Source organism: Mycolicibacterium chlorophenolicum, from assembly GCF_001044235.1.
GTDB lineage: Bacteria > Actinomycetota > Actinomycetes > Mycobacteriales > Mycobacteriaceae > Mycobacterium > Mycobacterium chlorophenolicum.
Genome location: NZ_JYNL01000069.1, coordinates 228,946 through 252,176, shown reverse-complemented (window position 1 = coordinate 252,176; position 23,231 = coordinate 228,946). Strand labels below are relative to the sequence as shown.

The 23,231-nt window shown below is 69.9% G+C and carries 22 protein-coding genes and 2 pseudogenes; 16 read left to right on the top strand and 8 right to left on the bottom strand.

Annotation, left to right across the window (positions count from 1 at the left end):
• Genes MCHLDSM_RS30980 through MCHLDSM_RS30970 form a run of 3 tightly spaced genes read left to right on the top strand, consistent with a single transcriptional unit; the run spans nucleotide 1 to nucleotide 2,818 of the window.
• On the top strand, nucleotides 1-1,503 hold the full coding sequence (locus tag MCHLDSM_RS30980; protein ID WP_048473600.1) for an MCE family protein: 1,503 nt from the start codon (nucleotides 1-3) through the stop codon (nucleotides 1,501-1,503).
• Nucleotides 1,467-2,141, top strand: coding sequence for an Rv1363c family protein (locus MCHLDSM_RS30975; RefSeq protein WP_048473599.1), 675 nt, complete (start codon nucleotides 1,467-1,469; stop codon nucleotides 2,139-2,141). Before MCHLDSM_RS30980 ends, MCHLDSM_RS30975 begins: the two co-directional genes overlap by 37 nt.
• A gap of 35 nt (nucleotides 2,142-2,176) precedes the next feature.
• Nucleotides 2,177-2,818: an Rv1363c family protein gene (locus MCHLDSM_RS30970; RefSeq protein WP_082169195.1), complete on the top strand. Its 642-nt coding sequence runs from the start codon at nucleotides 2,177-2,179 to the stop codon at nucleotides 2,816-2,818.
• 2 nt (nucleotides 2,819-2,820) lie between these two features.
• Here the strand turns inward: MCHLDSM_RS30970 and MCHLDSM_RS30965 are convergent, their stop codons facing one another.
• Complete coding sequence (locus MCHLDSM_RS30965) at nucleotides 2,821-3,627, bottom strand: SDR family NAD(P)-dependent oxidoreductase (protein WP_048473597.1); 807 nt, start codon at nucleotides 3,625-3,627, stop codon at nucleotides 2,821-2,823.
• A 24-nt stretch (nucleotides 3,628-3,651) separates the two neighbouring features.
• Between MCHLDSM_RS30965 and MCHLDSM_RS30960 the strand changes: the two genes are divergently transcribed.
• Nucleotides 3,652-4,896, top strand: coding sequence for a WS/DGAT domain-containing protein (locus MCHLDSM_RS30960; RefSeq protein WP_048473596.1), 1,245 nt, complete (start codon nucleotides 3,652-3,654; stop codon nucleotides 4,894-4,896).
• On the opposite strand, the gene MCHLDSM_RS30955 is transcribed toward MCHLDSM_RS30960, so the two are convergent.
• Nucleotides 4,893-5,555 (bottom strand): TetR/AcrR family transcriptional regulator, encoded by a 663-nt coding sequence (locus MCHLDSM_RS30955; RefSeq protein WP_048473595.1) that lies wholly within the window; start codon nucleotides 5,553-5,555, stop codon nucleotides 4,893-4,895. The genes MCHLDSM_RS30960 and MCHLDSM_RS30955 overlap by 4 nt on opposite strands.
• Nucleotides 5,556-5,620: 65 nt before the next feature.
• Between MCHLDSM_RS30955 and MCHLDSM_RS30950 the strand changes: the two genes are divergently transcribed.
• The 4 genes and pseudogenes from MCHLDSM_RS30950 (at nucleotide 5,621) to MCHLDSM_RS30940 (ending at nucleotide 9,436) form a co-directional block, all read left to right on the top strand.
• Nucleotides 5,621-7,054 carry a carotenoid oxygenase family protein gene (locus MCHLDSM_RS30950; protein ID WP_048473594.1) on the top strand — a complete coding sequence of 478 codons (1,434 nt, stop codon included), beginning with the start codon at nucleotides 5,621-5,623 and terminating at the stop codon, nucleotides 7,052-7,054.
• 49 nt (nucleotides 7,055-7,103) lie between these two features.
• A pseudogene (locus tag MCHLDSM_RS39960) lies at nucleotides 7,104-7,277 on the top strand (DoxX family protein); the annotation flags it as partial.
• 126 nt (nucleotides 7,278-7,403) lie between these two features.
• Nucleotides 7,404-7,580 (top strand): annotated as a pseudogene (locus MCHLDSM_RS40595) (DoxX family protein); the annotation flags it as partial.
• 101 nt (nucleotides 7,581-7,681) lie between these two features.
• Nucleotides 7,682-9,436 (top strand): DUF3556 domain-containing protein, encoded by a 1,755-nt coding sequence (locus MCHLDSM_RS30940; RefSeq protein WP_048473592.1) that lies wholly within the window; start codon nucleotides 7,682-7,684, stop codon nucleotides 9,434-9,436.
• A gap of 1 nt (nucleotide 9,437) precedes the next feature.
• Here MCHLDSM_RS30940 and MCHLDSM_RS30935 read toward each other — a convergent pair whose 3' ends face one another.
• A complete protein-coding gene (locus MCHLDSM_RS30935) occupies nucleotides 9,438-10,229 on the bottom strand; it encodes a FadR/GntR family transcriptional regulator (RefSeq protein ID WP_048416883.1) in 792 nt (263 codons plus the stop codon).
• Nucleotides 10,230-10,347: 118 nt separating this feature from the next.
• Between MCHLDSM_RS30935 and MCHLDSM_RS30930 the strand changes: the two genes are divergently transcribed.
• The 4 genes from MCHLDSM_RS30930 (at nucleotide 10,348) to MCHLDSM_RS30915 (ending at nucleotide 14,857) form a co-directional block, all read left to right on the top strand.
• Complete coding sequence (locus MCHLDSM_RS30930) at nucleotides 10,348-11,652, top strand: acetyl-CoA hydrolase/transferase family protein (RefSeq protein ID WP_048473591.1); 1,305 nt, start codon at nucleotides 10,348-10,350, stop codon at nucleotides 11,650-11,652.
• Between the two features lie 102 nt (nucleotides 11,653-11,754).
• Nucleotides 11,755-12,900 (top strand): thiolase family protein, encoded by a 1,146-nt coding sequence (locus tag MCHLDSM_RS30925; protein WP_048473590.1) that lies wholly within the window; start codon nucleotides 11,755-11,757, stop codon nucleotides 12,898-12,900.
• A gap of 47 nt (nucleotides 12,901-12,947) precedes the next feature.
• Nucleotides 12,948-13,694, top strand: coding sequence for a crotonase/enoyl-CoA hydratase family protein (locus tag MCHLDSM_RS30920; RefSeq protein WP_048474114.1), 747 nt, complete (start codon nucleotides 12,948-12,950; stop codon nucleotides 13,692-13,694).
• A 20-nt stretch (nucleotides 13,695-13,714) separates the two neighbouring features.
• A complete protein-coding gene (locus tag MCHLDSM_RS30915; RefSeq protein ID WP_048473589.1) occupies nucleotides 13,715-14,857 on the top strand; it encodes an acyl-CoA dehydrogenase family protein in 1,143 nt (380 codons plus the stop codon).
• Nucleotides 14,858-14,919: 62 nt separating this feature from the next.
• Here the strand turns inward: MCHLDSM_RS30915 and MCHLDSM_RS30910 are convergent, their stop codons facing one another.
• The 3 genes from MCHLDSM_RS30910 to MCHLDSM_RS30900 form a co-directional block, all read right to left on the bottom strand.
• On the bottom strand, nucleotides 14,920-15,651 hold the full coding sequence (locus MCHLDSM_RS30910) for a fasciclin domain-containing protein (protein WP_048473588.1): 732 nt from the start codon (nucleotides 15,649-15,651) through the stop codon (nucleotides 14,920-14,922).
• A gap of 130 nt (nucleotides 15,652-15,781) precedes the next feature.
• Nucleotides 15,782-16,375, bottom strand: a complete 594-nt coding sequence (locus MCHLDSM_RS30905; protein WP_053083137.1) for a TetR/AcrR family transcriptional regulator — start codon at nucleotides 16,373-16,375, stop codon at nucleotides 15,782-15,784.
• A complete protein-coding gene (locus tag MCHLDSM_RS30900) occupies nucleotides 16,372-17,298 on the bottom strand; it encodes an SDR family NAD(P)-dependent oxidoreductase (protein ID WP_048473587.1) in 927 nt (308 codons plus the stop codon). Before MCHLDSM_RS30900 ends, MCHLDSM_RS30905 begins: the two co-directional genes overlap by 4 nt.
• Before the next feature lie 56 nt (nucleotides 17,299-17,354).
• On the opposite strand from MCHLDSM_RS30900, the gene MCHLDSM_RS30895 reads away from it, so the two are divergent.
• The 3 genes from MCHLDSM_RS30895 to MCHLDSM_RS30885 are packed head-to-tail and all read left to right on the top strand — an operon-like array spanning nucleotide 17,355 to nucleotide 19,812.
• Nucleotides 17,355-17,894 carry a gamma carbonic anhydrase family protein gene (locus MCHLDSM_RS30895; RefSeq protein ID WP_048473586.1) on the top strand — a complete coding sequence of 180 codons (540 nt, stop codon included), beginning with the start codon at nucleotides 17,355-17,357 and terminating at the stop codon, nucleotides 17,892-17,894.
• A gap of 50 nt (nucleotides 17,895-17,944) precedes the next feature.
• Nucleotides 17,945-19,099 (top strand): NAD(P)H-binding protein, encoded by a 1,155-nt coding sequence (locus MCHLDSM_RS30890; protein ID WP_048473585.1) that lies wholly within the window; start codon nucleotides 17,945-17,947, stop codon nucleotides 19,097-19,099.
• A gap of 20 nt (nucleotides 19,100-19,119) precedes the next feature.
• On the top strand, nucleotides 19,120-19,812 hold the full coding sequence (locus MCHLDSM_RS30885; protein WP_231508105.1) for a CPBP family intramembrane glutamic endopeptidase: 693 nt from the start codon (nucleotides 19,120-19,122) through the stop codon (nucleotides 19,810-19,812).
• A 6-nt stretch (nucleotides 19,813-19,818) separates the two neighbouring features.
• On the opposite strand, the gene tet(V) is transcribed toward MCHLDSM_RS30885, so the two are convergent.
• Nucleotides 19,819-21,081, bottom strand: coding sequence for a tetracycline efflux MFS transporter Tet(V) (gene tet(V), locus MCHLDSM_RS30880; RefSeq protein ID WP_234714278.1), 1,263 nt, complete (start codon nucleotides 21,079-21,081; stop codon nucleotides 19,819-19,821).
• Nucleotides 21,082-21,229: 148 nt separating this feature from the next.
• Nucleotides 21,230-22,039: an enoyl-CoA hydratase gene (locus MCHLDSM_RS30875; protein ID WP_048473582.1), complete on the bottom strand. Its 810-nt coding sequence runs from the start codon at nucleotides 22,037-22,039 to the stop codon at nucleotides 21,230-21,232.
• An 86-nt stretch (nucleotides 22,040-22,125) separates the two neighbouring features.
• Between MCHLDSM_RS30875 and MCHLDSM_RS30870 the strand changes: the two genes are divergently transcribed.
• Nucleotides 22,126-23,211 (top strand): CaiB/BaiF CoA transferase family protein, encoded by a 1,086-nt coding sequence (locus MCHLDSM_RS30870; protein WP_048474112.1) that lies wholly within the window; start codon nucleotides 22,126-22,128, stop codon nucleotides 23,209-23,211.
• Nucleotides 23,212-23,231: the final 20 nt, after the last annotated feature.

Here is a 23,231-nt window from a genome sequence, read left to right as displayed (position 1 = left end):
ATGCGGATAACCCGTCGAATCGTCATCCAGATGTTGATCTTCGGCGTCATCGCGACGACCGCGCTGGGGATCATGGTGTTCGCCTACATGCGACTGCCCGCCTTCTTCGGCGTCGGGCAGTACCAGGTCACGATGAAGCTGGCCCAGAGCGGCGGCCTGTACCCGCGCGGCAACGTCACCTACCGCGGCGTCGAGGTCGGCGAAGTGAAAAGCGTTTCGCTGACCGACACCGGGGTGTCGGCGGTGCTGTCGCTGAACTCCGACGTCAAGATCCCCGCCGACGTCGACGCCGAGGTGCACAGCGTCTCCGCGGTGGGCGAGCAGTTCGTCCAGCTGCTGCCGCGCAGCGCCGATGGCCCGATGCTGCGCAACGGCGACGTGATCCCCGAGGACCGCACGACGGTGCCGACCGACATCAACACCGTGCTGGACGCCACGAACCGAGGGCTGGAGGCGATCCCGCAGGAGAACCTGCAGACGGTCGTCGACGAGGCGTACACCGCGGTCGGCGGGCTCGGCCCCGACCTGCGCCGCCTGGTCACCGGGAGCTCGAAGCTCGCCATCGACGCCCGCAAGAACCTCGACTCCCTGATCACCGTCGTGGACCAGTCGAAGCCGGTGCTGGACAGCCAGATCGACACCGCGGACTCGATCCAGGCGTGGGCGGCCAACCTGGCCAACGTCTCCGGTCAGCTGCAGCGGCAGGATCCGGCGCTGAGGGGCATCCTCGACAAGGGTCCGGGCGCCGCCGAGGAGGTGCGCGCGCTGTTCGACCGGCTGCAGCCCACCCTGCCGATCGTGCTGGCCAACCTGGTGAGCGTCGGTCAGGTGCTGGTCACCTATCAGCCGAGCCTCGAGCAGCTGCTGGTGCTGTTGCCGCAGGGCACCGCGGTCACGCAGGCCGTCGGTGTGCACAAGCGCAACACCAAGCAGGACTACATGGGCGATGCCCTGAACTTCAATCTCAACCTGGCGATCCCGTTGTTGCCGGCGCCCATCCCGCTGCCCCCGCAGGCGATCCCGCCGCCCTGCACCACCGGCTTCCTGCCGGCCCAGCAGCGGCGGGTGCCGACCTTCGAGGACTACCCCGACCGGCCGCCGGGCGACGTGTACTGCCGGGTGCCCCAGGACGCGCCGTTCAACGTGCGCGGTGCCCGCAACCTGCCCTGCGTGGAGAACCCCGGCAAGCGCGCGCCGACGTGGCAGGAATGTGAGAGCAACGAGAACTACGTGCCGCTCAACGACGGCTACAACTGGAAGGGCGATCCGAACGCGACGGCGTCCGGTCAGGCCGTTCCGGACATCCCGCCGAACATCTCACCGACACAGTCGTCTCCGCCGCCGGGACCCGCGCCGCCACCCATAGCTGCCGCCGAATACGATCCGGCGAGCGGCACGTACGTTGGACCGGACGGACGTGTCTACACACAGTCCAACCTGGCCAACGGTGCCGCAGAGGAGAAAACATGGCAGACGATGCTGCTGCCCCCGAAGGGGAACTGACGGAGACGACCCCGGAGCCGGACACCACCGTCGAGCCGACCGACACCGACGAGACCGCCCTCGAGGCGGACGACTCCGAGGACACCGACGCCGACGACGCGGAGGACGCGGACGACGCGGACGACGCTGAGGTGGCGGCGCCGCGGCGCGCGCCCTGGTCGCACGTCAAGATCGCGCTCGTCGCCGGCCTGGTCGGTGTGCTCGCGCTGGCGGGGTTGACCGGCTGGCTGGGTTACCGCACGTGGGAGTCGCAGCGCGCCGAGTCGGCCCGCGAGCTGTTCCTGCTGGTGGGCCGACAGGGTGCGCTGAACCTGACCACGATCGACTACGAGCATGCGGACGCCGACGTGCAGCGCATCCTCGACTCGGCGACGGGCACCTTCTACGACGACTTCCAGAAGCGGGCCCAGCCGTTCGCCGAGGTCGTCAAGCAGGCCAAGTCGAAGTCCGAGGGCACCATCGCCGAGGCCGGCCTGGAGACCTCGACCGACAACGAGGCGCAGGTGCTGGTCGCGGTGACGGTGAAGACGAGCAATGCCGGCGCCCCCGAGCAGCAACCGCGGGCCTGGCGGATGCGGATCTCGGTGGAGAAGCTCGGCGACGAGGCCAAGGTGTCGAACGTGGAGTTCGTGCCGTGAGCAAGGACAAGACAGAGGTCAGCGAGCCCACCGACATGAGCGCAGACGTGAGTACGGACGTCACCGACGAGACGACGAACGCCACCGAGGCCGACGCCATCGAGGAGACCGAGACCGCCGAGGAGACCGAGGCGGCGGAGGACTCCGAGGCGGTGGAGGACTCCGGGGAACCCGGGGATGCCCCGAAGCGACGCAGCGCCTGGACGCGCGTCGTCGCGTTCGCGGTGTTGCCGGCCATCGCCCTAGGCCTCGCCCTCGGCGCCGGCTACCTGAAGTGGCGGGACAACACCGTGCGCGACGGGGAGATCGCGGCCGTGTCGTCGGTACAGGCAGCCAAGGACAGCACCATCGCGCTGCTGTCGTACACGCCCGACAAGGTGGACCAGCAGCTCGGCGATGCCCGCAACCTGCTCACCGGCGAGTTCCGCGATTCGTACACCTCGCTGACCAACGACGTGGTGATCCCTGGCGCCAAGCAGAAGCAGATCTCCGCGGTCGCCACGGTGCCCGCGGCGGCGTCGGTGTCGGCCAGCCCGCAGAAGGCGGTCGTGCTGGTGTTCGTCAACCAGACGGTGACCGTCGGCGCGGACGCTCCGACCGACACCAACTCGAGCGTGCGCGTCACCCTCGAAAAGGTCGGCGATCGCTGGCTGATCTCCTCGTTCGACCCGGTGTAGCGCTACGTCGACCGGCCGGGATGGCTGCGGCCGAGCAGCGGCAGCAGCAGCCGGTGCGGGGCGTAGCGGTACAGCAGGGCCGCCGCCCGGTTGGGCGTGCCCGGCACGATGACCGAGCGCCCATCGGCGAGACCGTCGACCGCGACGCGGGCCACCGTGTCCGCCTGCTCCCACAGGAAGGGTGGCAGCATCTTCTCGGCCTCTTCGTCGGGAATGCCTGCCGCCGCGCCGAATCCGGTGCGGACCGGACCGGGGCAGACCACGGCCGCGGTCACCCCGGTGCCGCGCAACTCCTCGCGCATCGCCTCGGTGTAGGACAGCACGAATGCCTTGGCTGCGCCGTAGGACGCCTGGAACGGCACCGGCCCGAACGCCCCGACCGAGGCGACGTTGAGCACCGCGCCCCGCCCGCGCGCCACCATGCCCGGCACCAGCCGGGTGCTCAGGTCCACCACGGCCGCGACGTCGACCTCGATCAACCGCAGTTCGTCGGCCGGATCCACCTTCGCGACCGCGCCGAGGTTGGAGAGCCCGGCGTTGTTGACCAGGATGTCGACGGTCAGCCCCAGCGCGGCGACATGGTCGGGCAGCGCGGCCCGCTGGGCGGCGTCGGCGAGGTCGGCGGGCAACACATGCGCCTGGGTGCCCAGCGCGGCGGCGAGTTCGGTCAGCTTGTCGGCGCGCCGCGCGACCAGGATGACGGGGTAGCCGCGGCGGGCGAATTCACGGGCGATCTGCTCGCCGATGCCCGATGAGGCGCCGGTGACGAGCACCGCCCCGGTCTTCGACACCGACGGCAGCAGCGACATGCGGCACAGCCTAGCCTTGGCCGTATGACGGTGCGCCGGCTCGCCCCGGTCGACGCGCAGACGCTGTGGATGTCGGCGGTCGTCCCGAACGACCAGTTCCTGCTCTACGGGTTCGGCGGTACGGCCGCCGATCCCGTCGGAGCGCTCGACGAGCTCCGGCATCGGGCCGACACGTGCACCGACCTGACCGTGCGGGTGCGCGACACCGGCGGACGGCGCTACCCCGTGTGGGAGAGGTGCGCCGTCGACGCGCAGCAGTTCGTGACCTACCCGGACGACACGTGGGCCGGGTGCCTGGTCGCCGTCGCGGGGCTGGTCGCCGACCAGCTCGATCCGTGGACGCACCCCTGGCGGCTCCACGTCTTCCCCGTCGTCGACGACGTACCCGGAGCGGGTGCGGGATGTGTTGCGATCCTGCAGATCTCGCACGCGCTCGCCGACGGTGCCCGATCCTCGGCGCTGGCGGCGTGGCTGTTCGGCCGGCCCGGCGCGGTGCCGGCGGTGCCACCGCCGACTGGAGGCGGGTTCGTCCGCCGGTCCGTCGCCGCCGCGCGGGCGCACCGCCGGCTGGTGCGCGACACCGATGCGGGACTCGTTCCGCCGCAGTCGCTGTCCCGGCCGGCCCTGCGCAGCAACAGGCGTCCCGCCGGCGCGCTGTCGGTGCGCACGCTGATCCGGCGGCGCGACCAGTTGCCCGGGCCGACAGTGACCGTCGGCGTGCTGACCGCCGTCTCGTCGGCGCTCGCCGGGCATCTGCGCGAACTCGGCGACGACCCGACGCTGCTGGGTGCGGAGGTGCCGATGGCCGCACCCGGTGTGCGCCTGGCGAACAACCACTACGGCAACGTCGGCGTCGGATTGCACCCGCATCTGCCGGCTGACCGTCGAGCCCAGGCGATCGCCGCCGACCTGTACGGGCGCCGGCGACGCGCGTCGCATCCGGCGCTGGCGGCCGAGGCCGCGGCGTTCGCGGCGATCCCCGCGCCGGTGTTGCGTTGGGGCGTCGGCCATTTCGATCCGGACCGGCGTTCGGACACCGTCACCGGCAACACCGTCGTCTCCAGCGTCCACCGCGGCGCCGCCGATCTGTCGTTCGCAGGGGCGCCCGTCGTGCTCACCGCCGGCTTCCCCGCGCTCTCGCCGATGATGGGCCTCACGCACGGCGTGCACGGCATCGGCGACACCGTCGCGGTCAGCGTGCACGCGGCGGAGTCGGCGATCGGCGACGTCGACGCCTACCTCGACCGGCTAGACCACGCGCTGCGCTAGACGCTTTCGGCGGCCCTGGTCAGCGCTGACTGCAGAGACTGCATCGCTGCGCCGCGGTCGTCGCCCATGCCCACGAGAGTGTCGATCACCAGCGGGCCGAGGATCTGCGAGAGGCCGTGGCCCTCATGCCCGAAGAAGCCGGCCGTCTCCAGCATCACCGCCCCGTGGTTGAGGCTCCACAACCGACCGGCCACCGCGAGTTCGTCGTCGTCGCGGATCCGTCCGGCCGCCATCATCCGGTGGACCGCCCGGTGCAGCGCCCCGAACGACAGCGCCCACTCGGCGCGATTGCTCGCGCTGCCCGTGACGGTCAGGTCCGTCCGGAACCGCGCGATCGACGCCGGCGCCGTCGTGCCGAACATCAGCTGATAGCGCTGCGGGTTCTCCTGCGCGAAGCGGTAGTACGCCAGCCCCATGACGAGGAAGTCGGCGACCGGGTCGTCGGTCTGGGGCACCTCGGTGAGCGCCTGGGCGAATCGCTCGAACACGTCGACGGCGATCGCGTCGAGCAGGCCCGTCATCCCGCCGAAATGGGTGTAGACGGCCATGGTCGACGTGCCGGCCTCGGTGGCCACGTTGCGCGCGCTCAACGACCCGATGCCATCACGCTCGAGCAGGCGGACGCCCGCCGCGATCACCTCTGCCGACACCGCGCTCATGATTGCCATGCTGCCATAACGGTGTTATACAGAGAGCGCTATAACGCTGTTATCAGGGGAGTGTCATGGACAACCGCTATCTGAGCGGCGCCTTCGCGCCACTGGCGCAGGAGTACACGCTCACCGACCTCGAGGTCACCGGATCGCTGCCCGACTTCCTCGACGGGCGCTACCTGCGCAACGGGCCCAACCCGATCGGGGAGATCGATCCGAAGCTCTACCACTGGTTCGTCGGCGACGGCATGGTGCACGGCATCCGGATCCGCGACGGCAGGGCAGAGTGGTACCGCAACCGCTGGGTCCGCGGACCGGCGACCGCCCGCGCGCTCGGCGAGCCGGTGCCGACCGGTGACTTCCGGGTCTCGCAGATCGGCGCGAACACCAACGTCATCGGGCACGCGGGAAAGACCTTGGCGCTCATCGAGTCCGGCGTCGCCAACTACGAACTGACCGACGAACTCGACACCGTCGGGGTGTGCGACTTCGACGGCACCCTGTCCGGGGGCTACACCGCACACCCCAAGCGCGACCCCGACACCGGCGAACTGCACGCCGTCTCCTACAGCATGAATCGCGCCGACAGCGTGCAGTACTCGGTGATCGGCACCGACGGACGGGCGCGGCGCACCGTCGACATCCCGGTGACGGGCAGCCCGATGATGCACGACTTCTCGCTGACCGAACGCCACGTGATCCTCTATGACCTGCCGGTCACCTTCGACGTCCATCAGGCGGTGGAGATGACGGTGCCGCGCGCGCTACGGCTGCCGGCCCGGCTGATGCTGAGCGCCCTGATCGGCCGGGTTCGTATCCCCGATCCGATCGCCGCCCGGATGCCCACTCCTGCGTCGGCGGATCGTCGATTCCCGTACTCGTGGGACCCGGACTATCCCGCGCGCATCGGCGTCATGCCGCGTGAGGGCACCGGCGCCGACGTGCGGTGGTTCGACGTCGAACCCTGCTACGTCTTCCACCCGATGAACGCCTATGACTCGGGGGACACCGTGGTGCTCGACGTCATCCGGCATCCGAAGATGTTCGACACCGACCACCTGGGGCCCAACGAGGGCCCCCCGACCCTCGAGCGCTGGACCGTGGACCTCGTCGACGGCAAGGTGCGGGAGTCGCGCGTCGACGACCGTCCCCAGGAGTTCCCCCGCGTCGACGAACGGCTCGTCGGTAAGCGGCACCGTTACGGGTACGCGCCCTGCTTCGGCGACGGGAGCGGAGCCGAGACGCTGCTCAAACACGACCTGATCGGCGACAACTCGGTGGCCCGGTCGTTCGGCGACGGAAAAGCGGTCGGAGAGTTCGTCTTTCATCCGTCCTCGCCAGACGCCGACGAGGACGACGGCGTGCTGATGGGCTTCGTCTACGACCGGCAGGCCGACCGCAGCGAGCTCGCGGTCCTGGACGCGCAGACCCTGGAGGACATCGCGGCGATCAAGCTGCCGCACCGGGTGCCCGCCGGCTTCCACGGCAACTGGGTGCCCGCCTGACGGTCCCCGGCGGGCGCGCCGACGTGACAGATGTTCTAGATTTTGTTGCATGACTGCCTACGACGTCGGAGTGCTCATCCTGCGGGTCGTCCTCGGCCTGACGATGGCCGCGCACGGCTACAACAAGTTCTTCGGCAAGGGCGGGCTGGCCGGCACCGCCGGCTGGTTCGACAGCATGGGCATGAAGCCGGGCATGTTCCACGCCCGCATCGCGGCCACCACCNCCCGGCGCTTCGTGCGCAGGCACGCCGAGGCGCTGCGCGAGCTGCCGGTCTGGCTGGTGTGCAGCGGTCCGCTCGACGACTCCGCCGCGCAACACGACCTGCCGCCCACCGCCCAGGTCGCCGACATCGCGGCCATCGGCGCGGGCAGGATCAGCCTCGACCACCTGCTGTTCTCCGGCACCGGGCTCGACGACTTCCTGCACGGGTGGTGGGGCCTGCTGATCGCGCTGGTGCTGGGCCTGGCGGGCGGCATCGGCCAGCTGGTGATCTTCTACCGCCCCCCGGCCAAGACCGGCGCGTAGTCCGCCGACTGTGCGTCGGGGTACGCCGGGTGCGGCGTGTCGCGGAGGAAACCGCACAATCGCGCCGAGGGGAACTGGAACACGTTCTAGTCTTGTCAGCCATGGGGTTTCTGAAGCAGGACGCACCGGTCGTCGACTACGCCGAATGGAGCAAGGGAACTCGCGCGGAGCGGATCGTTCCGATGGCCCGGCACTGGGCCGAGGTGGGCTTCGGCACACCGGTGGTGATGCACCTGTTCTACGTCGTCAAGATCCTGCTGTACGTGCTGTTCGCGTGGCTCGTGGTGCTGACGACCCGGGGCATCGACGGGTTCACCGACGTGGCGGCCTGGTACCACGAACCGATCGTGTACCAGAAGGTCGTCTTCTACACGATGCTGTTCGAGATCGTGGGCCTGGGCTGCGGCTTCGGCCCGCTGAACAACCGGTTCTTCCCGCCGATGGGTTCTGTCCTGTACTGGTTGCGGCCCAAGACCATTCGGCTGCCCCCATGGCCGAACCGGGTCCCGTTGACCAAGGGCGATGCGCGCACCCCGGTCGACGTCGTGCTCTATGGCGCGCTGCTGGTGATGCTGGTCGTCGCTCTCTTCTCCGATGGCACCGGGCCCATTCCTGAGCTCGGCTCCGAGGTCGGGGTGCTGCCGGTCTGGCAGACCGCGACCATTCTCGGCCTGCTTGCGCTGGCCGGCCTGCGCGACAAGGTGCTGTTCCTGGCGGCCCGCGGTGAGGTGTACGGCGCCCTGGCCGTGTGCTTCCTGTTCACCGGCGCCGACATCGTCATCGCCGCCAAGCTGGTGTGCCTGATCATCTGGATGGGTGCGGCGACGTCCAAACTCAACAAGCACTTCCCGTTCGTCATCTCGACGATGATGAGCAACAACCCGGTCATCCGGCCGCGGGCCATCAAGCGCCGGTTCTTCGAGCACTTCCCCGACGATCTGCGCCCTGGCCGCGCGTCGCGATGGCTCGCGCACGTGTCCACTGCCATCGAGATGCTCGTGCCGCTGGTGCTGTTCTTCTCCCACGGCGGCTGGGTGACCGCGATCGCGGCGGTCGTGATGCTGTGCTTCCACTTCGGGATCCTGTCCGCGATCCCGATGGGGGTGCCGCTGGAGTGGAACGTCTTCATGATGTTCAGCGTGCTGGCGCTGTTCGTCGGCAACGCCGGTATCGGTCTCGGCGATCTGCACAGTCCGTGGCCGCTGGTGCTCTTCGCGGTGTCGGCCGGCACGGTCGCGATCGGAAACCTGTTCCCGCGCAAGGTCTCCTTCCTGCCGGGGATGCGGTACTACGCCGGCAACTGGGACACCTCGCTGTGGTGCATCAAGCCGTCGGCGGACGCGAAGATCGCTGCGGGCATCGTCGCGATCGCCAGCATGCCCGCCGCCCAGATGGAGAAGTTCTACGGCAGCCGGGAGACCGCCGAGATGTACCAGTACATGGGGTACGCGTTCCGGTCGTTCAACACCCACGGCCGCGCCATGTTCACGCTCGCGCACCGGCTGACGGCCGGCCACGACGAGGCCGACTACGTGCTCACCGACGGGGAACGCATCTGCAGCACCGCGATCGGCTGGAACTTCGGCGACGGCCACATGCACAACGAGCAGTTGATCGCCGCGCTGCAGAAGCGCTGCCGGTTCGAGCCGGGGGAGGTGCGGGTGCTGCTGCTCGACGCGCAGCCGATCCACAAGCAGCGCCAGGAGTATCGCCTCGTCGACGCGGCCACCGGGGAGTTCGAGCGCGGCTACATCATGGTGGCCGACATGGTCACCCGGCAGCCGTGGGACGACACCGTCCCGGTGCACGTGACGTGGCAGCGCAGTAGCCACCAAGACGCGGCCGACGCGCCGTAGCTCAGCCCATCACGTCGCGCACGGGCACGTTCTCCAGCCCGGTGAGCAACAGTTCGCGGGACACGTCGAGGTGCTTGCGCCAGTGCGCCTCGGCGCCCGCGGCGTCGCCGGCCCGCAGGAACGCCATCAGCTTGCGATAGGAACGCATCAGCTTCTCGTAGTCCGCCTTGGACACCGGGCGGCGCTCGTTGAACACGAAAGCCGTGTGCCGCACCGTGATCTCGTGCAGCATGCCGGCGACGATGCCCAGCGTCGCGTTGCCCGACAGCTGCACCACCCGCAGATGGAACGCCCCGGTGTTCTCGGCCAGCCGCTCGGACTGCCAGCCGTCGGCGACCAGTCCCTCGAGCAGTGCGTCGAGTTCCTCGAAGGCCTCGGCGGAGCCGGACTCGGCGAGCAGGCGCGCCGCCAGCGGCTCGATGCCGGCCTTCGCCGTGAGCAGATCGGCGATCGTGGCGCCGGACAACTCGAGCAGCAGCCCCGCGGGACGGGCGACCACCTCGGGGCCGGGGACCCGCACCCGGGCGCCGGTCCGCGATCCGCGGCGCACCTCGACGAGCCGCTCGGACTCCAGCACCCGCACCGCCTCGCGCAGCGTGGGCCGGCTGACGCCGAAGTGCGCCATCAACTCGGCCTCGTTGGGCAGGAAGTCACCATCGGTGAGCTGGCCCTCGACGACCATCCGGCGCAGCGTGCCCGCGACCAGCTCCGCGGTCTTCGGCGAGCGTACGGCGGTACCCGAACCGGTCGAGTCCGGGCCGATCATCGGCGCCAGCCGGGTACTCCGCGTCACGACAAACTCCTGAGAAGGCCACCGAACGTCACGGTGAGCTGTGCAACTCAGTAAACCATGTCGGCGCGCTGTGGTCTTTCGTGCCGGCATCGCGACATCGCATGGCAGGGTAACGGCCATGCCGGAGGAACTGACCGCCGAGGAGGCCGCGGCGCGGCTGCATCCCGCCGACACGCTCGGCATTCCTCTCGGCCCGGGACAGCCGCCGGCGTTCCTGCGCGCCCTCGGCGAGCGGACCGACTGGACCGCGCTGTGCGTCTACGGTGCGCTGCTGACCGTCGGGACCGAGCTGTTCAGCCGCCCCGGCGTGCGCTATCTGTCGGGCTTCTTCGGGCCGCTCGAGCGCGCATTGCGCGACGCCGATGCCGGCGTGGAGTTCATGCCCGCCGACTTCCGCCGCTTCGCGCCGCTGCTGGAACGCCAGTCGCCGCGCGTGATGACCACGGTCGCCACCCCGCCCGACGCCGACGGATGGTGCTCGCTGTCGCTGCACGCCGGCGGCACGGTCGCCGAATTGCGCCGTGCCGGTGCGGATCCCGACCGGGTGCTCGTCGTCGAGGTGTCCGACGCCTATCCGCGCACGGCCGGGCTGGGCGAGCGGTACCGGCACGCGCTGCACGTCGACGAGATCGACGTGCTGGTCGCCTCGACGGACGCACCGCTGGCGTTGCCGTCGCCGCCGCCGACCGACACCGACACCGCGATCGCCCGCAACGCCGTCGCGTACATCGACTCCGGCGCCACGCTGCAGACCGGCATCGGGTCGATCCCGAGTCAGATCGCCGCGCTGCTCGCCGACGGCGACCACGGCGACTTCGGCCTGCACAGCGAGATGTTCACCGACGGCTGCCTGCGGCTGCACCGCGCGGGCAAGGTGACCAATGCGCGCAAGGGCCAATTCGACGGGGTCAGCGTGACGACGTTCGCGCTGGGATCGGCCGACCTCTACGCCTGGCTGGACGACAACGACGATGTCGCCTTCCTGCCCGTCGACGTCGTCAACGCCCCGGAGGTCATCGCCGCCAACGCGAACATGGTGTCCATCAACGGGGCGCTCGCGGTCGACGTGTACGGCCAGGTGGTCGCCGACACCATCAGCGGCGACCAGTTCAGCGGCATCGGCGGCGCCGAGGACTTCGTGGCCGGTGTCGGCCTGGAGCTGTCGGACCGCTCGTTGATCTGCCTGCCGTCGACGTACGACGACGGCGGGGTGGCGCGGTCGCGCATCGTGCCGCGCTTCGACGCCGGGTCGGTGATCACCACACCGCGTCATCACGTCGACGTGATCGTCACCGAGTACGGCGCGGCCGAGCTCGAGGGGCTGACGGTGCGGGAGCGGGGGGAGGCGCTCGCGGCGATCGCCCATCCGCAGTTCCGCGACGCGCTGGCCGACGCGGCCGACCGGGCCGCGCGCGGCCGCTGACCGGTGCTCTGACGCGGTCATGACGTCTACCAACCAGTAGGTTGACCTAGTAAACCTTGTTCGTTTACGTTCGAGGCACCATCTCAATGAAGGAGTATCTCCATGCCTGAAGCCGTCATTGTCGAAGCCGTACGGTCACCGGTCGGCAAGCGCAACGGTGGGCTGTCGGGAGTGCACCCGGCCGAGCTGTCCGCGCAGGTGCTCAACGGCCTCGTGGAGCGCGCCGGTGTCGATCCCGCGCTGGTCGAGGACGTCATCTGGGGTTGTGTCATGCAGGCCGGCGAGCAGGCGCTGGACATCGCCCGCACCGCGCTGCTGACCGCCGGATGGCCGGAATCGGTGCCCGGGGTGACCGTGGACCGCCAGTGCGGGTCGAGCCAGCAGTCGGTGCACTTCGCCGCCGCCGGTGTGGTGGCCGGCCACTACGACGTCGTCGTCGCCGGTGGCGTCGAGTCGATGTCGCGGACCCCCATGGGCTCGTCGCTGGCTGGTGGAGGCAACCCGTACCCGGCCGGCTTCAAGGACCGCTACCAGAAGACCCCGAACCAGGGCATCGGCGCCGAGATGATCGCCGAGCAGTGGGGCCTCGACCGCACCGCGCTCGACCAGTTCTCTCTCGACTCCCACGAGAAAGCCGCTGCGGCACAGGATTCCGGTGCCTTCGACGACCAGATCGTCGCGATCAAGGATGCCGACGGTAATCCCGTACTCAAGGACGAGGGCATCCGCCGCGGCACCACGCTGGAGAAGATGGCCCAGCTCAAGCCCGCGTTCCGCGAGGACGGCGTGATCCACGCCGGCAACAGCTCGCAGATCTCCGACGGGTCGGCCGCGCTGCTGTTCATGTCGGCCGAGAAGGCCAAGGAGCTCGGGCTCAAGCCGCTGGCCAAGGTGCACACCGCCGTGCTGGCCGGCGCCGACCCGGTGATCATGCTGACCGCACCGATCCCCGCGACGCAGAAGGCGCTCAAGCGGTCCGGGCTGTCGATCGACCAGATCGGCGCGTTCGAGGTCAACGAGGCGTTCGCCCCCGTGCCGATGGCGTGGCTGAAGGACATCGGCGCCGACGAGAAGAAGCTCAACCCCAACGGCGGCGCGATCGCGCTGGGCCACCCGCTCGGCGGCTCCGGCGCCCGCATCATGACCACGCTGCTGTACCACATGCGCGACAACGGAATTCAGTACGGCCTGCAGACCATGTGCGAGGGCGGCGGCCAGGCCAACGCCACCATCCTGGAACTGCTGTGACGGCAGTCGAAGCCCCCGGTGCCCTCGTCGAGCGCCGGGGCCACGTCATGGTCGTGACCATCAACCGGCCCGAGGCGCGCAACGCGATCAACGCCGCCGTGTCGATCGGGCTGGGCGACGCCCTCGAAGAGGCGCAGAACGATCCCGACGTGTGGGTCGTGGTGGTCACCGGGTCAGGGGACAAATCCTTCTGCGCCGGAGCGGACCTCAAGGCGCTCTCGCGCGGGGAGAACATCGGCCACCCCGACCACCCCAAGTGGGGGTTCGCCGGCTACGTCCGCCACTTCATCGACAAGCCGACCATCTCGGCGGTCAACGGCACCGCACTGGGCGGCGGCACCGAACTGGCCCTGGCCAGTGACCTCGTCGTCGCCGGGGAGAGCGCGAAATTCGGTCTGCCCGAAGTGAAACGGGGCCTGATCGCCGGCGCCGGCGGGGTCTTCCGGATCGTCGAGCAGATTCCCCGCAAGGTCGCGATGCAGATGATGCTGACCGGCGAGCCGATCAGTGCCGCCGACGCGCAGCGCTGGGGTCTGGTCAACGAGGTCGTGGCCGACGGCACCGTGCTGGACGCCGCACTCGCGCTGGCCGAGCGCATCGCCGTCAACGCACCGCTGGCCGTGCAGGCCAGCAAGCGGGTCGCCCGCGGTGCCGACGACGGCGTCGTCACCGACGAGGAGCCCGACTGGAAGCGCACCATGCGCGAGGCCGTCGCGGTGTTCGGCAGCGAAGACGCCAAGGAAGGGCCGCTGGCATTCGCGCAGAAGCGCCAGCCGGTATGGAAGGCGCGGTAAGCCAAAGTGAGGGAGAAACCATGAAGCGCACCATCTACGACGCCGAGCACGAGGCCTTCCGCGACACCGTCCGCGGATACATCGAGAGCGAACTCGTGCCGAATGCCGAGAAGTGGGAGGCCGATCGCATCGTCGACCGGTCGGCCTACGTCGCGGCGGGCAAGCACGGCCTGATCGGGTTCAACATGCCCGAGGAGTACGGCGGCGGCGGTTCCGACGACTTCCGGTTCAACGCGATCATCGACGAAGAGATCGCCAAGGCCGGTGTGCCCGGACCCGGGCTGAGCCTGCACAACGACGTCGTCGCGCCCTACTTCAAGGACCTCACCACCGACGAGCAGAAGGAACGCTGGCTGCCCGGCATCACCACCGGCGAGACCATCATCGCGGTCGCGATGACCGAGCCGGGCGCGGGCAGCGACCTCGCGGGCATCCGCACCTCCGCCGTGCGCGACGGGGACGACTGGATTCTCAACGGGTCCAAGACCTTCATCTCGTCGGGCATCAACAGCGACCTCGTCGTCGTCGTCGCCCGCACCGATCCCGAGGCCGGGCACAAAGGCTTCACCCTGCTGGTCGTCGAGCGCGGCATGGAGGGCTTCAGCCGCGGCCGCAAGCTCGACAAGATGGGGATGCATGCGCAGGACACGGCCGAGCTGCACTTCGAGAACGTCCGCGTGCCGAACGCCAACGTGCTGGGCAAGGAGGGGCGCGGCTTCTACCACCTGATGCAGAACCTGCCCTCGGAGCGGCTGTCGATCGCGATCTCCGCGATCGCCGGCGCGCGCGAAACCTGGCGTCAGACATTGCAATACGCCAAGGACCGCAAGGCCTTCGGGCAGCCGATCGGCAGCTTCCAGCACAACCGGTTCCTGCTCGCCGAGATGGACACCGAGCTCGACGTCACCGAACAGTACGTGGACCGGTGCCTGCAGGCCATCGTCGACGGCGAGTTGACCGCGGTCGAAGCCGCCAAGGCGAAGTGGTGGGCGACCGAGGTCGCCAAGAAGGTCGTCGACCAGTGCGTGCAGCTGCACGGCGGCTACGGCTGGATGATGGAGTACCGCGTCTGCCGTGACTACGTCGACGGTCGCATCATGACGATTTTCGGTGGCACGACCGAGATCATGAAGGAGATCATCGGCCGCGACCTCGGCCTGTAAACGCGAATTCGGCGTGATCGGTCGCGCTCATCGCGACCGATCACGCCGAAATCGCAAAGGGGTCAGCCGATCGGAGCCTCGGCGGCCGGCGCGGCCGACGTCTCCGCGGGCAGCGGCGCGGGCTCGGTGGTGGCCGTGGCGCTCGCGGTGGCGGTGGAGCTGGTCGACGTCGGCGTCACCGGCGCCGGCGCCTCGGCCGGGTTCAGCACGTGATCGACGAGGTAGATCCGCGCGTTCTGCGCCTGGATGCCACCGCAGACCACCTTGGTGGTCTCGTTGATCTTGATGTCGCCGCCGGAGCCGGTCACCTCGATCTCGGTGCCCTCCTGGGTGGGCCGCTGACCCTTCACGTCGTCGGGGCCGAGCAGGCCGAGGAACACGTGGTAGTACAGCAGGCTGGTCAGCGCGGCCGGATCGGTGCGCAGCACCTCCTGCTGCTCGGGCGGCAGCTCGGCGAACGCCTCGTTGGTGGGGGCGAACACCACGAACGGCCCGTTGTCGAGCACCGGGGCGATGTTCACGGCCGGGTTCAGCTGGCCCGACACCGCGGCGTTGAACGAGCTGATGTCCGGGATGCTGGCCAGCACCTTGCTGACGGGCACGTTGGCCAGGCTCTTCCAGTTCGGCACGGCCTTCTTGAACGGATCGCACTGCGGACCCTGCGGGTCGGGGATCTCGGCCGTCACGGTGGTCGTCGTCGGCTCGGCGTAGGCGTTGACGGCCAGCGGAACCGACAGGGCGATCGCGGCGGCACTCGCTGCGATGCCGATGACGTGGCTGGTGCGGGTCTTCACGTTCTGCTCCTCATGCTCGTCAGGTCGCCTGGCATGCTATGCGCACGAATTGGTCACGACCAAGTCGAGAATGTGTCGCGAACCGGTGGACAACCGTTACAGAACCGGCTCTGAGCAGGGCTTTCGTCGCTCAGTGTTCGTCAGGCAACACCGCGGCCACGACACCGGCCAGATCGTCGGCGGTCTGGGTGAACGTCGCCGCTCCCGAACTGGCCTGCACCATCGCCCCGACGAGGCCGAACTCCAGCGTCTCGGCCACCTCCGGCCACGCGCCCGACCCCAGCACGGTGCGCACGCGGCGCTGCAGTTCGGCGTGGATGCGGCGCCGGATCGCCCGCACCGACGGCTCGGTGGAGATCAGGGCACTCGAGCAGGCCGCGGCGAAACCGGGTTCGTCGGCCAGCAGCATCACCAGCTGCCCGAACAGCGCCACCACCCGCGTGCGGGCCGGTAGCTCCACGTCCACCGAGAGCGGTGCGTCCCGCAGCACACCCAGGTACAGCTCGGCGACGATCGCGTCGGGGGAGCGGAAGTACGCGCACACGTCGCGGTGCGGCACGCCCGCGCGCTCGGCGACCCGCCGGGTGGTCAGGTCCGCGAACGGCCGCTCGCGCAGCATCTCGGCCGTCGCGTCCAGCACGCGGCGCACCACCTCGTGGTCGTCGCGGTCGTGCTCGCCGTAGGACCGCAGATAGACGACGTTCTCGGACGCGTCCGGGGTCACACCGACGAGCGTAGTGTCGTCGCGCTCGGGGTGCAGAGGCGTTCGGAGAGATCCCACAGCGTCAGCGCGCGGGCCTCGTCGACGGCGTACGGGGCGGCGTCGCGGACCGCGCAGTCGGACAGGTAGACGCCGCCGAGTTCGACCACCTCATCGCTGACCGCGGCCCACACCTGGGTCGCCGCGCCGTGGTCGGGAGTGGTGAACGCCAGCTTGCTGCGGCCGCGCTGCGCCAGGGCGGCGAAGTCGTCCTCGTCCATGTAGCGGGCCAGCGACGTCGCCACCACGCCGGGGTGCACCGCGTACGAGCGCACGCCGCTGTCGCGCAGCCGGCGGTCCAGCTCGACGGCGTGCAGCACGTTGGCCGTCTTCGACGCACCGTAGGCGGCGAACTTGTCGTAGTCGCGCCGTTCCCAGTTCGGGTCGTCGAGGTCGACGTCGCTGAGCCGGTGCCCCTCCGAGGACAGCACCACCACCCGCGCGCCGTCGGCAGCCACCAGCGCGGGGAACATCAGCCGGGTCAACTCGAAGTGACCCAGATGGTTTGTGCCGAACTGGATCTCGAAGCCCTCGGTGGTGCGCTGAGGCGGGGTGAACATCACGCCGGCGTTGTTCATCAGCACATGCACCGCGGGGGTCAGCTCGCTGATCTCGGCTGCGGCCGCGGCCACCGACTCCAGCGAGGTGAGGTCGAGGTGCACGCTGGAGAGCACCGCCGCGGGCACCTGCTCGCGGATCCACGCCTCGGTGTCGGCGAGGGCGGCGGTGTTGCGTGCCGCCAGGATGATCCGCGCCCCGGTGGTCGCGAGGGCGCGGGCCGATTCGCGGCCCAGCCCGGACGAGGCGCCGGTGATCACGATGGTCTTGCCGGTCAGGTCGATGCCCTCGACGATGTCGAGAGCCGTGGGGGTTGACGTCGCTGTCACGACGTGAGGATCGCACGCGTCGCCGCGGCGCGGACGGGCCGCCCTACGATGGCGCCATGCCGGAGCCCCTGATCCTTGCCCTCGCCGGACACGCGCCGCAGTTGGACGCCCAGAGTTGGGTCGCGCCGAACGCGACACTGATCGGCCGGGTGGTGCTGGCCGAGTCGGCCAGCGTCTGGTACGGCGCGATCCTGCGCGCCGAGGCCGAGACCATCACCGTCGGTGCCGGAAGCAACATCCAGGACGGGGTGACCGTCCACGTCGACCCCGGCTTTCCGGTCAGCGTGGGCGCCGGTGTCACGGTGGGCCACAACGCCGTACTGCACGGGTGCACGGTCGGAGACGACTGCCTCATCGGGATGGGCGCGGTGATCCTCAACGGCGCCACGATCGGCGCCGGGTCGCTGATCGCCGCCGGGGCGGTGGTGTCCCAGGGTGCGGTGATCCCGCCCGGGCACATGGTCGCCGGGGTGCCCGCCAAGGTGCGCCGGGAGCTCGGCGACGCCGAGAAGGAGGGCATCCGCACGAACGCGCTGCTCTACCAGGAGCTGGTCAAGCTGCACCGCGACGCGGGCAGTGACGGAGCCGTGACGTAGGCAACGCCGCCGACGGGTTCTGATCGAGGCGGTTGGGGTACAGCCGTACCGTGGTTAACGTGCGGACTTTGGTCACCGGCGCGACGGGATACATCGGCTCCCGCCTCGTCACGGCTCTGCTGGCGGACGGCCACGACGTCGTCGCCGCCAGCCGCAACCCCGGCCGGCTGGCCGATTTCGGGTGGCACGACCGGGTTTCGACCGTCGCGCTCGACGCGCACGACGAGGACTCGGCGCGTCAGGCGTTCGCCGATGCCGGCCCCGTCGACGTCGTCTACTACCTCGTGCACGGCATCGGGCAGCCCGACTTCCGGGAGGCCGACAACCGGGCCGCGGCGAACGTAGCTGCCGCAGCGAAGGCCGCCGGCGTGCGCCGCATCGTCTACCTCGGAGGCTTCGTCCCCGAGAGCCCCGACGGCGGGCCGCTGTCCGAACACCTGACCAGCCGCGCCGAAGTCGCCCACGCGCTGCAGATCGACGGCGGACCCGACGTCGTGTGGCTGGGGGCGGCGATCGTGCTGGGCGCCGGGTCGACGTCGTTCGAGATGTTGCGCTACGTCGCCGACCGGTTCCTGGTGCTGCCGATGCCGGAATGGTCGGCCAACCCGATCGACCCGATCTCGATCCGCGACGTGCTGTACTACCTCGTCGCCGCGGCGGACGAGACCGTGCCGGCCGGGTCCTACGACATCCGCGGGCCCGAGACCACCACCTACGGCGACCTGCTCCGCACCTACGCGCGGATCGCCGGGATCTGGCGCGCACCGGTGCCCGTCTACGGCATCGACACCAGCCTCGTCTCGATGGTCACCGGAGTGGTGCTGCCCGTTCCGGGCGGGCTGGCCTCGGACCTCGTCGAGTCGCTGGACTTCCCGATGATGGCCACCAACGACGGGCTGGACGGCGTCGTGCCCGAACCGCCGGGTGGGCGCACCTCCGTCGAGGACGCGATCCGCGCGGCGGTGACGAGTCCCCGGCGCCGGCCCGTCGACAAGCTGGCCGATCCCCATCACCTCGCCGACACCGACCCCGACTGGGCGGGCGGGGACGCGTTGCGCTTGCGCCAACTCGCCTGCACGGTCACCCCGCACGCCGTGCAACCGGTCCTCGGCCTCCTCGGTCTGGTACCGGGACCCGTTGCCGCCGCCGTCCGCACCGGACTGGATCATGTGATCGGACTGGTGCCGAAGGGAAGCCCTGCGTGAACAACTCGGAGCACACGCCGCTGTCGGGCGAGATCAAGCAGATCGCGCGCACCAAGGCGCCGGCGTTCAACGAGCCACCGTCGATGATCACCCGGCGCAAGTTCGTCGTCGGGGTGTTCCTGCTGATCGGCGCCGCGCTGCTCGGATACTCGTTGAGTCGCCCGCCCGGCGACAGTTCGTTCGTGTGGCTCACTCTCGCGCTGGCCGCGGTGTGGGCCATCGGTGCGTTCCTGTCGGGCCCGCTGCACTTCGGACACGTGAGCTTCCGCGGCCGCAACCAGCGGCCCGTCATCACCGGCACCGGGGTGGGGCTGGGCCTGGGCGCGGTGTTCGTGCTCGGCGCGCTGATCGCCCGTCAGATACCGCCGGTGCGCGACTACATCACCAGCGTGCTCGAGTACGTCAACACCGGCCCGCTGTGGCTGATCGTGTTCATCACCGTCATCAACGGGCTGGCCGAGGAGATGTTCTTCCGCGGCGCGCTCTACACCGCGTTGTGGAAGTACAGGCCGGTGCTGGTGTCGACCGTGCTGTACGTGATCGCGACGGCCGCCACCACCGGCAACCCCATGCTCGGCTTCGCGGCGATCGTCCTCGGCACCGTGTGCGCGCTGGAGCGCCGCGCCACCGGGGGAGTGCTCGCCCCCATGCTGACCCACTTCTTCTGGGGTCTCGTCATGGTGCTCGCACTGCCCCCGATGTTCGGCGTCTAACGCTCCTCATCTCAAGGGGTGCGCGACCTCGTCGCGCCGCATCCCGGCCGCCCACATCGCGACTGCGGCCAACACCAGCGGGACCAGACCCGCGGTGAGGAAGATCGTCTGCATCGACACGACTTTCGACAGCGGACCGACGATCGCGAACGACACCGGCATGAACGCCAGCGACACGAAGAAGTCCAGACTCGACACCCGGCCCAGCATGTCGGAGGGAACCCGCCGCTGCAGCAGCGTGCCCCAGATGACCATGCCTGCCCCGTCGGTCACGCCGATGACGAAGGTGGCCAACGCCATCACAGGGAACGACGATGTGACGCCGACGACCGCGAGCGGGACCGAGCCGACGCTCCACATCACCATCATGACGCTCAGGTACCGGCGCGGCAGCCGCCGCGACGAGACCGCCAGCGCGCCCAGCGCACTGCCGATGCCGAAGAACGCCAGGACGAATCCGTAGGTGCGCTCGCCGTCGGCGAACCGGTCGGCGACGACGAACGGCAGCAGCACCTCGATGGGGCCCAGCACCACCAGCACGAAGATGCTCGCGAACAGCAGGGTCCACAGCAGCCACGGCGTGCGCCACACGAAGTCGAACCCCTCCCGCAGGTCGCGCAGCAGCCGCTGGGACGGAACAGCCTCTGCGGCAACGGGTCTCGCTGCCGGACGGGTGGCCAGCAGCAGCACCAGGCCGACCGCGAAGAGCGCGGCCACCGTGACCGCGCCCACGGCCGGGAACGTCGCAGCGACCAGCAGTCCGGCGATCGCCGGCCCGGCGGCGCGCTGGAACACCGGCCGTACCACGCCTTCGACGCCGTTGGCGGCCAGCAACTGCTCAGCCGGCAGGATCTTCGGCAGCAACGCGCTGTAGGCCGGGAAGAAGAACGCCGCCGCGACGCCCAGCGCACCCGCCGCCACGGCCAGATGCCAGATCTGCAGAGCGCCAACGAATCCCAGGACGGCGACCGTCGACACCACCGCGGTGTTGACGGCCTCGACGACGATGATGATCGCCCGCTGCGGCAGCCGGTCGGCGGCCAGCCCGCCGACGAGGACGAAGGTGACCAGACCCACGCCCAGGCAGGTGGCGACCAGCGACAACGACGTGGGGTCGTCGTCGAGCGCGATGACCTGAAGCGTCATCACCACGGCCCACATGCCCTCGGCGAAGATCGACAGGGACACGGCGGCGATCAGCAGGCGGAACTCGCGGAACCGGAACGGCGCGAGCACACGCCAGCCGGGGGCTGCCACCGGCTGCTCGATGTCGTAGTGCGTGCTCACCCACCGATGGTGGCGGATGCGGGGGTCGCGCGTCGAACGATTTTCCGTCCGCCGCGCGGCGTCGACATCGACGAAATGGTGCGAACTACTCGCACGTCGTCGCCCGAACGTCGGTGTGGGCGAACGAGGGTCAGGTGTCGGTGAAGGTGGCCGGGCGGCGCTGCTGGAAGGCGCGGGTACCTTCGCGGAAGTCGTTGCCGTCCAACAGCATCAGCTGACCACGCTTCTCGCGCTCGAGCGCGTCCTCGAGTTCGGTCAGCGTCGCGGCGTTGATCGCGTCCTTGGTCTTGCGCAGGGCGACGGCCGGTCCACCGACCAGCGTGGCGATCACCGCGTCGACCTCGGCGTCGAAATCGTCGGCGGGGTACACCGCGCTCACCAGCCCCCACGCGAACGCCTCGGTGGCCGGGATGCGTTCGGCCAGCAGCGCCATCCGCATCGCGCGGATGCGGCCGACCGCGGCGGCGATCAACGCCGAGGCGCCACCATCGGGCATCAGCCCGATCTTCGTGAACGCGAGCATGAAAAAGGCCTTCTCCGAAGCCAAGACGACGTCGCAGGCCAACGCCAGCGACGCGCCCACGCCCGCCGCGGCGCCCTTCACCACCGCGACCGCCGGCTGGGGCAGCCGCACGATCGCCCGAATGCAGCGGTTGGCCGCGTCGAGCACCTCGGCCGGAGTGCCTGCGGCACCGGGGTTCGCGTGGTCGGACTCGCTGATGCCCGCTCCCGACGAGAAGCCGCGGCCCGCTCCGCCGATGCGCACCACGCGGACCCGGGGGTCGTCGGCCGCGCGTTCCAGCGTCTCGGCGAGGGTGCGCAGCATCGGCGCGGTCAGCGAGTTCAGGCTGTCCGGACGGTTCAGCGTCACCGCCAGCACACCGCCGTCGAACTGCACGCGGAGGTCGTCGATGCCGGTGTAGGACTCCGTCGTCGTCATAGTCTGGCACCCTAGGTCGGCCGAGAAGGTTATACAAGTAAGCTATGTCGCGGCCGACGGGCGATGACGACGAAGGGCGGTTGGAGATGGCTGGACCTCTGCAGGGATTGCGTGTCGTGGAGCTGGCCGGCATCGGCCCGGGTCCGCACGCCGCGATGATCCTGGGCGACCTCGGCGCCGACGTCGTGCGCGTCGAACGGCCCGGCAAGGGCGGCGGCGCCCCGAGCCGCGACTACCTGCTGCGCAACCGGCGCTCGGTGGCCGCGAACCTCAAGGACCCCGACGACCAGAAGATGGTGCTCGGCCTGATCGCCAAGGCCGACGTGCTCATCGAGGGCTTCCGGCCCGGCGTCACCGAGCGACTGGGGCTCGGCCCGGACGACTGCGCGAAGGTCAACGAGCGGCTGATCTACGCCCGGATGACCGGGTGGGGCCAGGACGGTCCGCGCGCCCAGCAGGCCGGGCACGACATCAACTACATCTCGCTCAACGGCACGCTGCACGCGATCGGCCGGGCCGGTGAGCGGCCGGTGCCTCCGCTGAACCTCGTCGGCGACTTCGGTGGCGGGTCGATGTTCCTGCTGGTCGGGGTGCTGTCCGCGCTGTGGGAGCGGGAACGCTCCGGCAAGGGCCAGGTCGTCGACGCCGCAATGGTCGACGGCAGCAGCGTGCTCTCGACGATGATGTGGGCCTTCCGCGGCATGGGGATGTGGAGCGACGAGCGCGGGGTGAACATGCTCGACACCGGCGCGCCGTACTACGACACCTACACCTGCGCCGACGGCCGCCACGTCGCGGTCGGCGCGATCGAGCCGCAGTTCTACGCCGAGATGCTCGCCGGCCTCGGTCTGGCCGACGCCGACCTGCCCGACCAGAACGACATGGCCCGGTGGCCGGAACTGCGGGCCCGGCTCACGGAGGCGTTCGCCGCGCACGACCGCGACCACTGGGCGAAGGTGTTCGCCGGCACCGACGCCTGCGTGACGCCGGTGCTGTCGTTCGCCGAGGTGGAGTCCGAACCGCACAACACCGAGCGCGACACCTTCTACAGCGAGAACGGCTATCTGTATCCGGCGCCCGCCCCGCGGTTCTCGCGCACGGCGCCGACCGCGCCGAAGGCGCCCGGAGTGCCGGGCGCCGACACCGAAGCTGTTCTGCAGGACTGGGTTTAGGAACAACGAAAGGAACCGAT

Coding starts and splice junctions, on each gene's coding strand:
- MCHLDSM_RS30980 (WP_048473600.1), top strand. CDS start 1: ATGCGGATAACCCGTCGAATCGTCATCCAGATGTTGATCTTCGGCGTC.
- MCHLDSM_RS30895 (WP_048473586.1), top strand. CDS start 17,355: ATGCCGGAGCCCCTGATCCTTGCCCTCGCCGGACACGCGCCGCAGTTG.
- MCHLDSM_RS30920 (WP_048474114.1), top strand. CDS start 12,948: ATGGTCGTGACCATCAACCGGCCCGAGGCGCGCAACGCGATCAACGCC.
- MCHLDSM_RS30925 (WP_048473590.1), top strand. CDS start 11,755: ATGCCTGAAGCCGTCATTGTCGAAGCCGTACGGTCACCGGTCGGCAAG.
- MCHLDSM_RS30930 (WP_048473591.1), top strand. CDS start 10,348: ATGCCGGAGGAACTGACCGCCGAGGAGGCCGCGGCGCGGCTGCATCCC.
- MCHLDSM_RS30975 (WP_048473599.1), top strand. CDS start 1,467: ATGGCAGACGATGCTGCTGCCCCCGAAGGGGAACTGACGGAGACGACC.
- MCHLDSM_RS30940 (WP_048473592.1), top strand. CDS start 7,682: ATGGGGTTTCTGAAGCAGGACGCACCGGTCGTCGACTACGCCGAATGG.
- MCHLDSM_RS30915 (WP_048473589.1), top strand. CDS start 13,715: ATGAAGCGCACCATCTACGACGCCGAGCACGAGGCCTTCCGCGACACC.
- MCHLDSM_RS30965 (WP_048473597.1), bottom strand. CDS start 3,627: ATGTCGCTGCTGCCGTCGGTGTCGAAGACCGGGGCGGTGCTCGTCACC.
- MCHLDSM_RS30960 (WP_048473596.1), top strand. CDS start 3,652: ATGACGGTGCGCCGGCTCGCCCCGGTCGACGCGCAGACGCTGTGGATG.
- MCHLDSM_RS30950 (WP_048473594.1), top strand. CDS start 5,621: ATGGACAACCGCTATCTGAGCGGCGCCTTCGCGCCACTGGCGCAGGAG.
- MCHLDSM_RS30970 (WP_082169195.1), top strand. CDS start 2,177: ATGAGCGCAGACGTGAGTACGGACGTCACCGACGAGACGACGAACGCC.
- MCHLDSM_RS30875 (WP_048473582.1), bottom strand. CDS start 22,039: ATGACGACGACGGAGTCCTACACCGGCATCGACGACCTCCGCGTGCAG.
- MCHLDSM_RS30870 (WP_048474112.1), top strand. CDS start 22,126: ATGGCTGGACCTCTGCAGGGATTGCGTGTCGTGGAGCTGGCCGGCATC.
- MCHLDSM_RS30955 (WP_048473595.1), bottom strand. CDS start 5,555: ATGAGCGCGGTGTCGGCAGAGGTGATCGCGGCGGGCGTCCGCCTGCTC.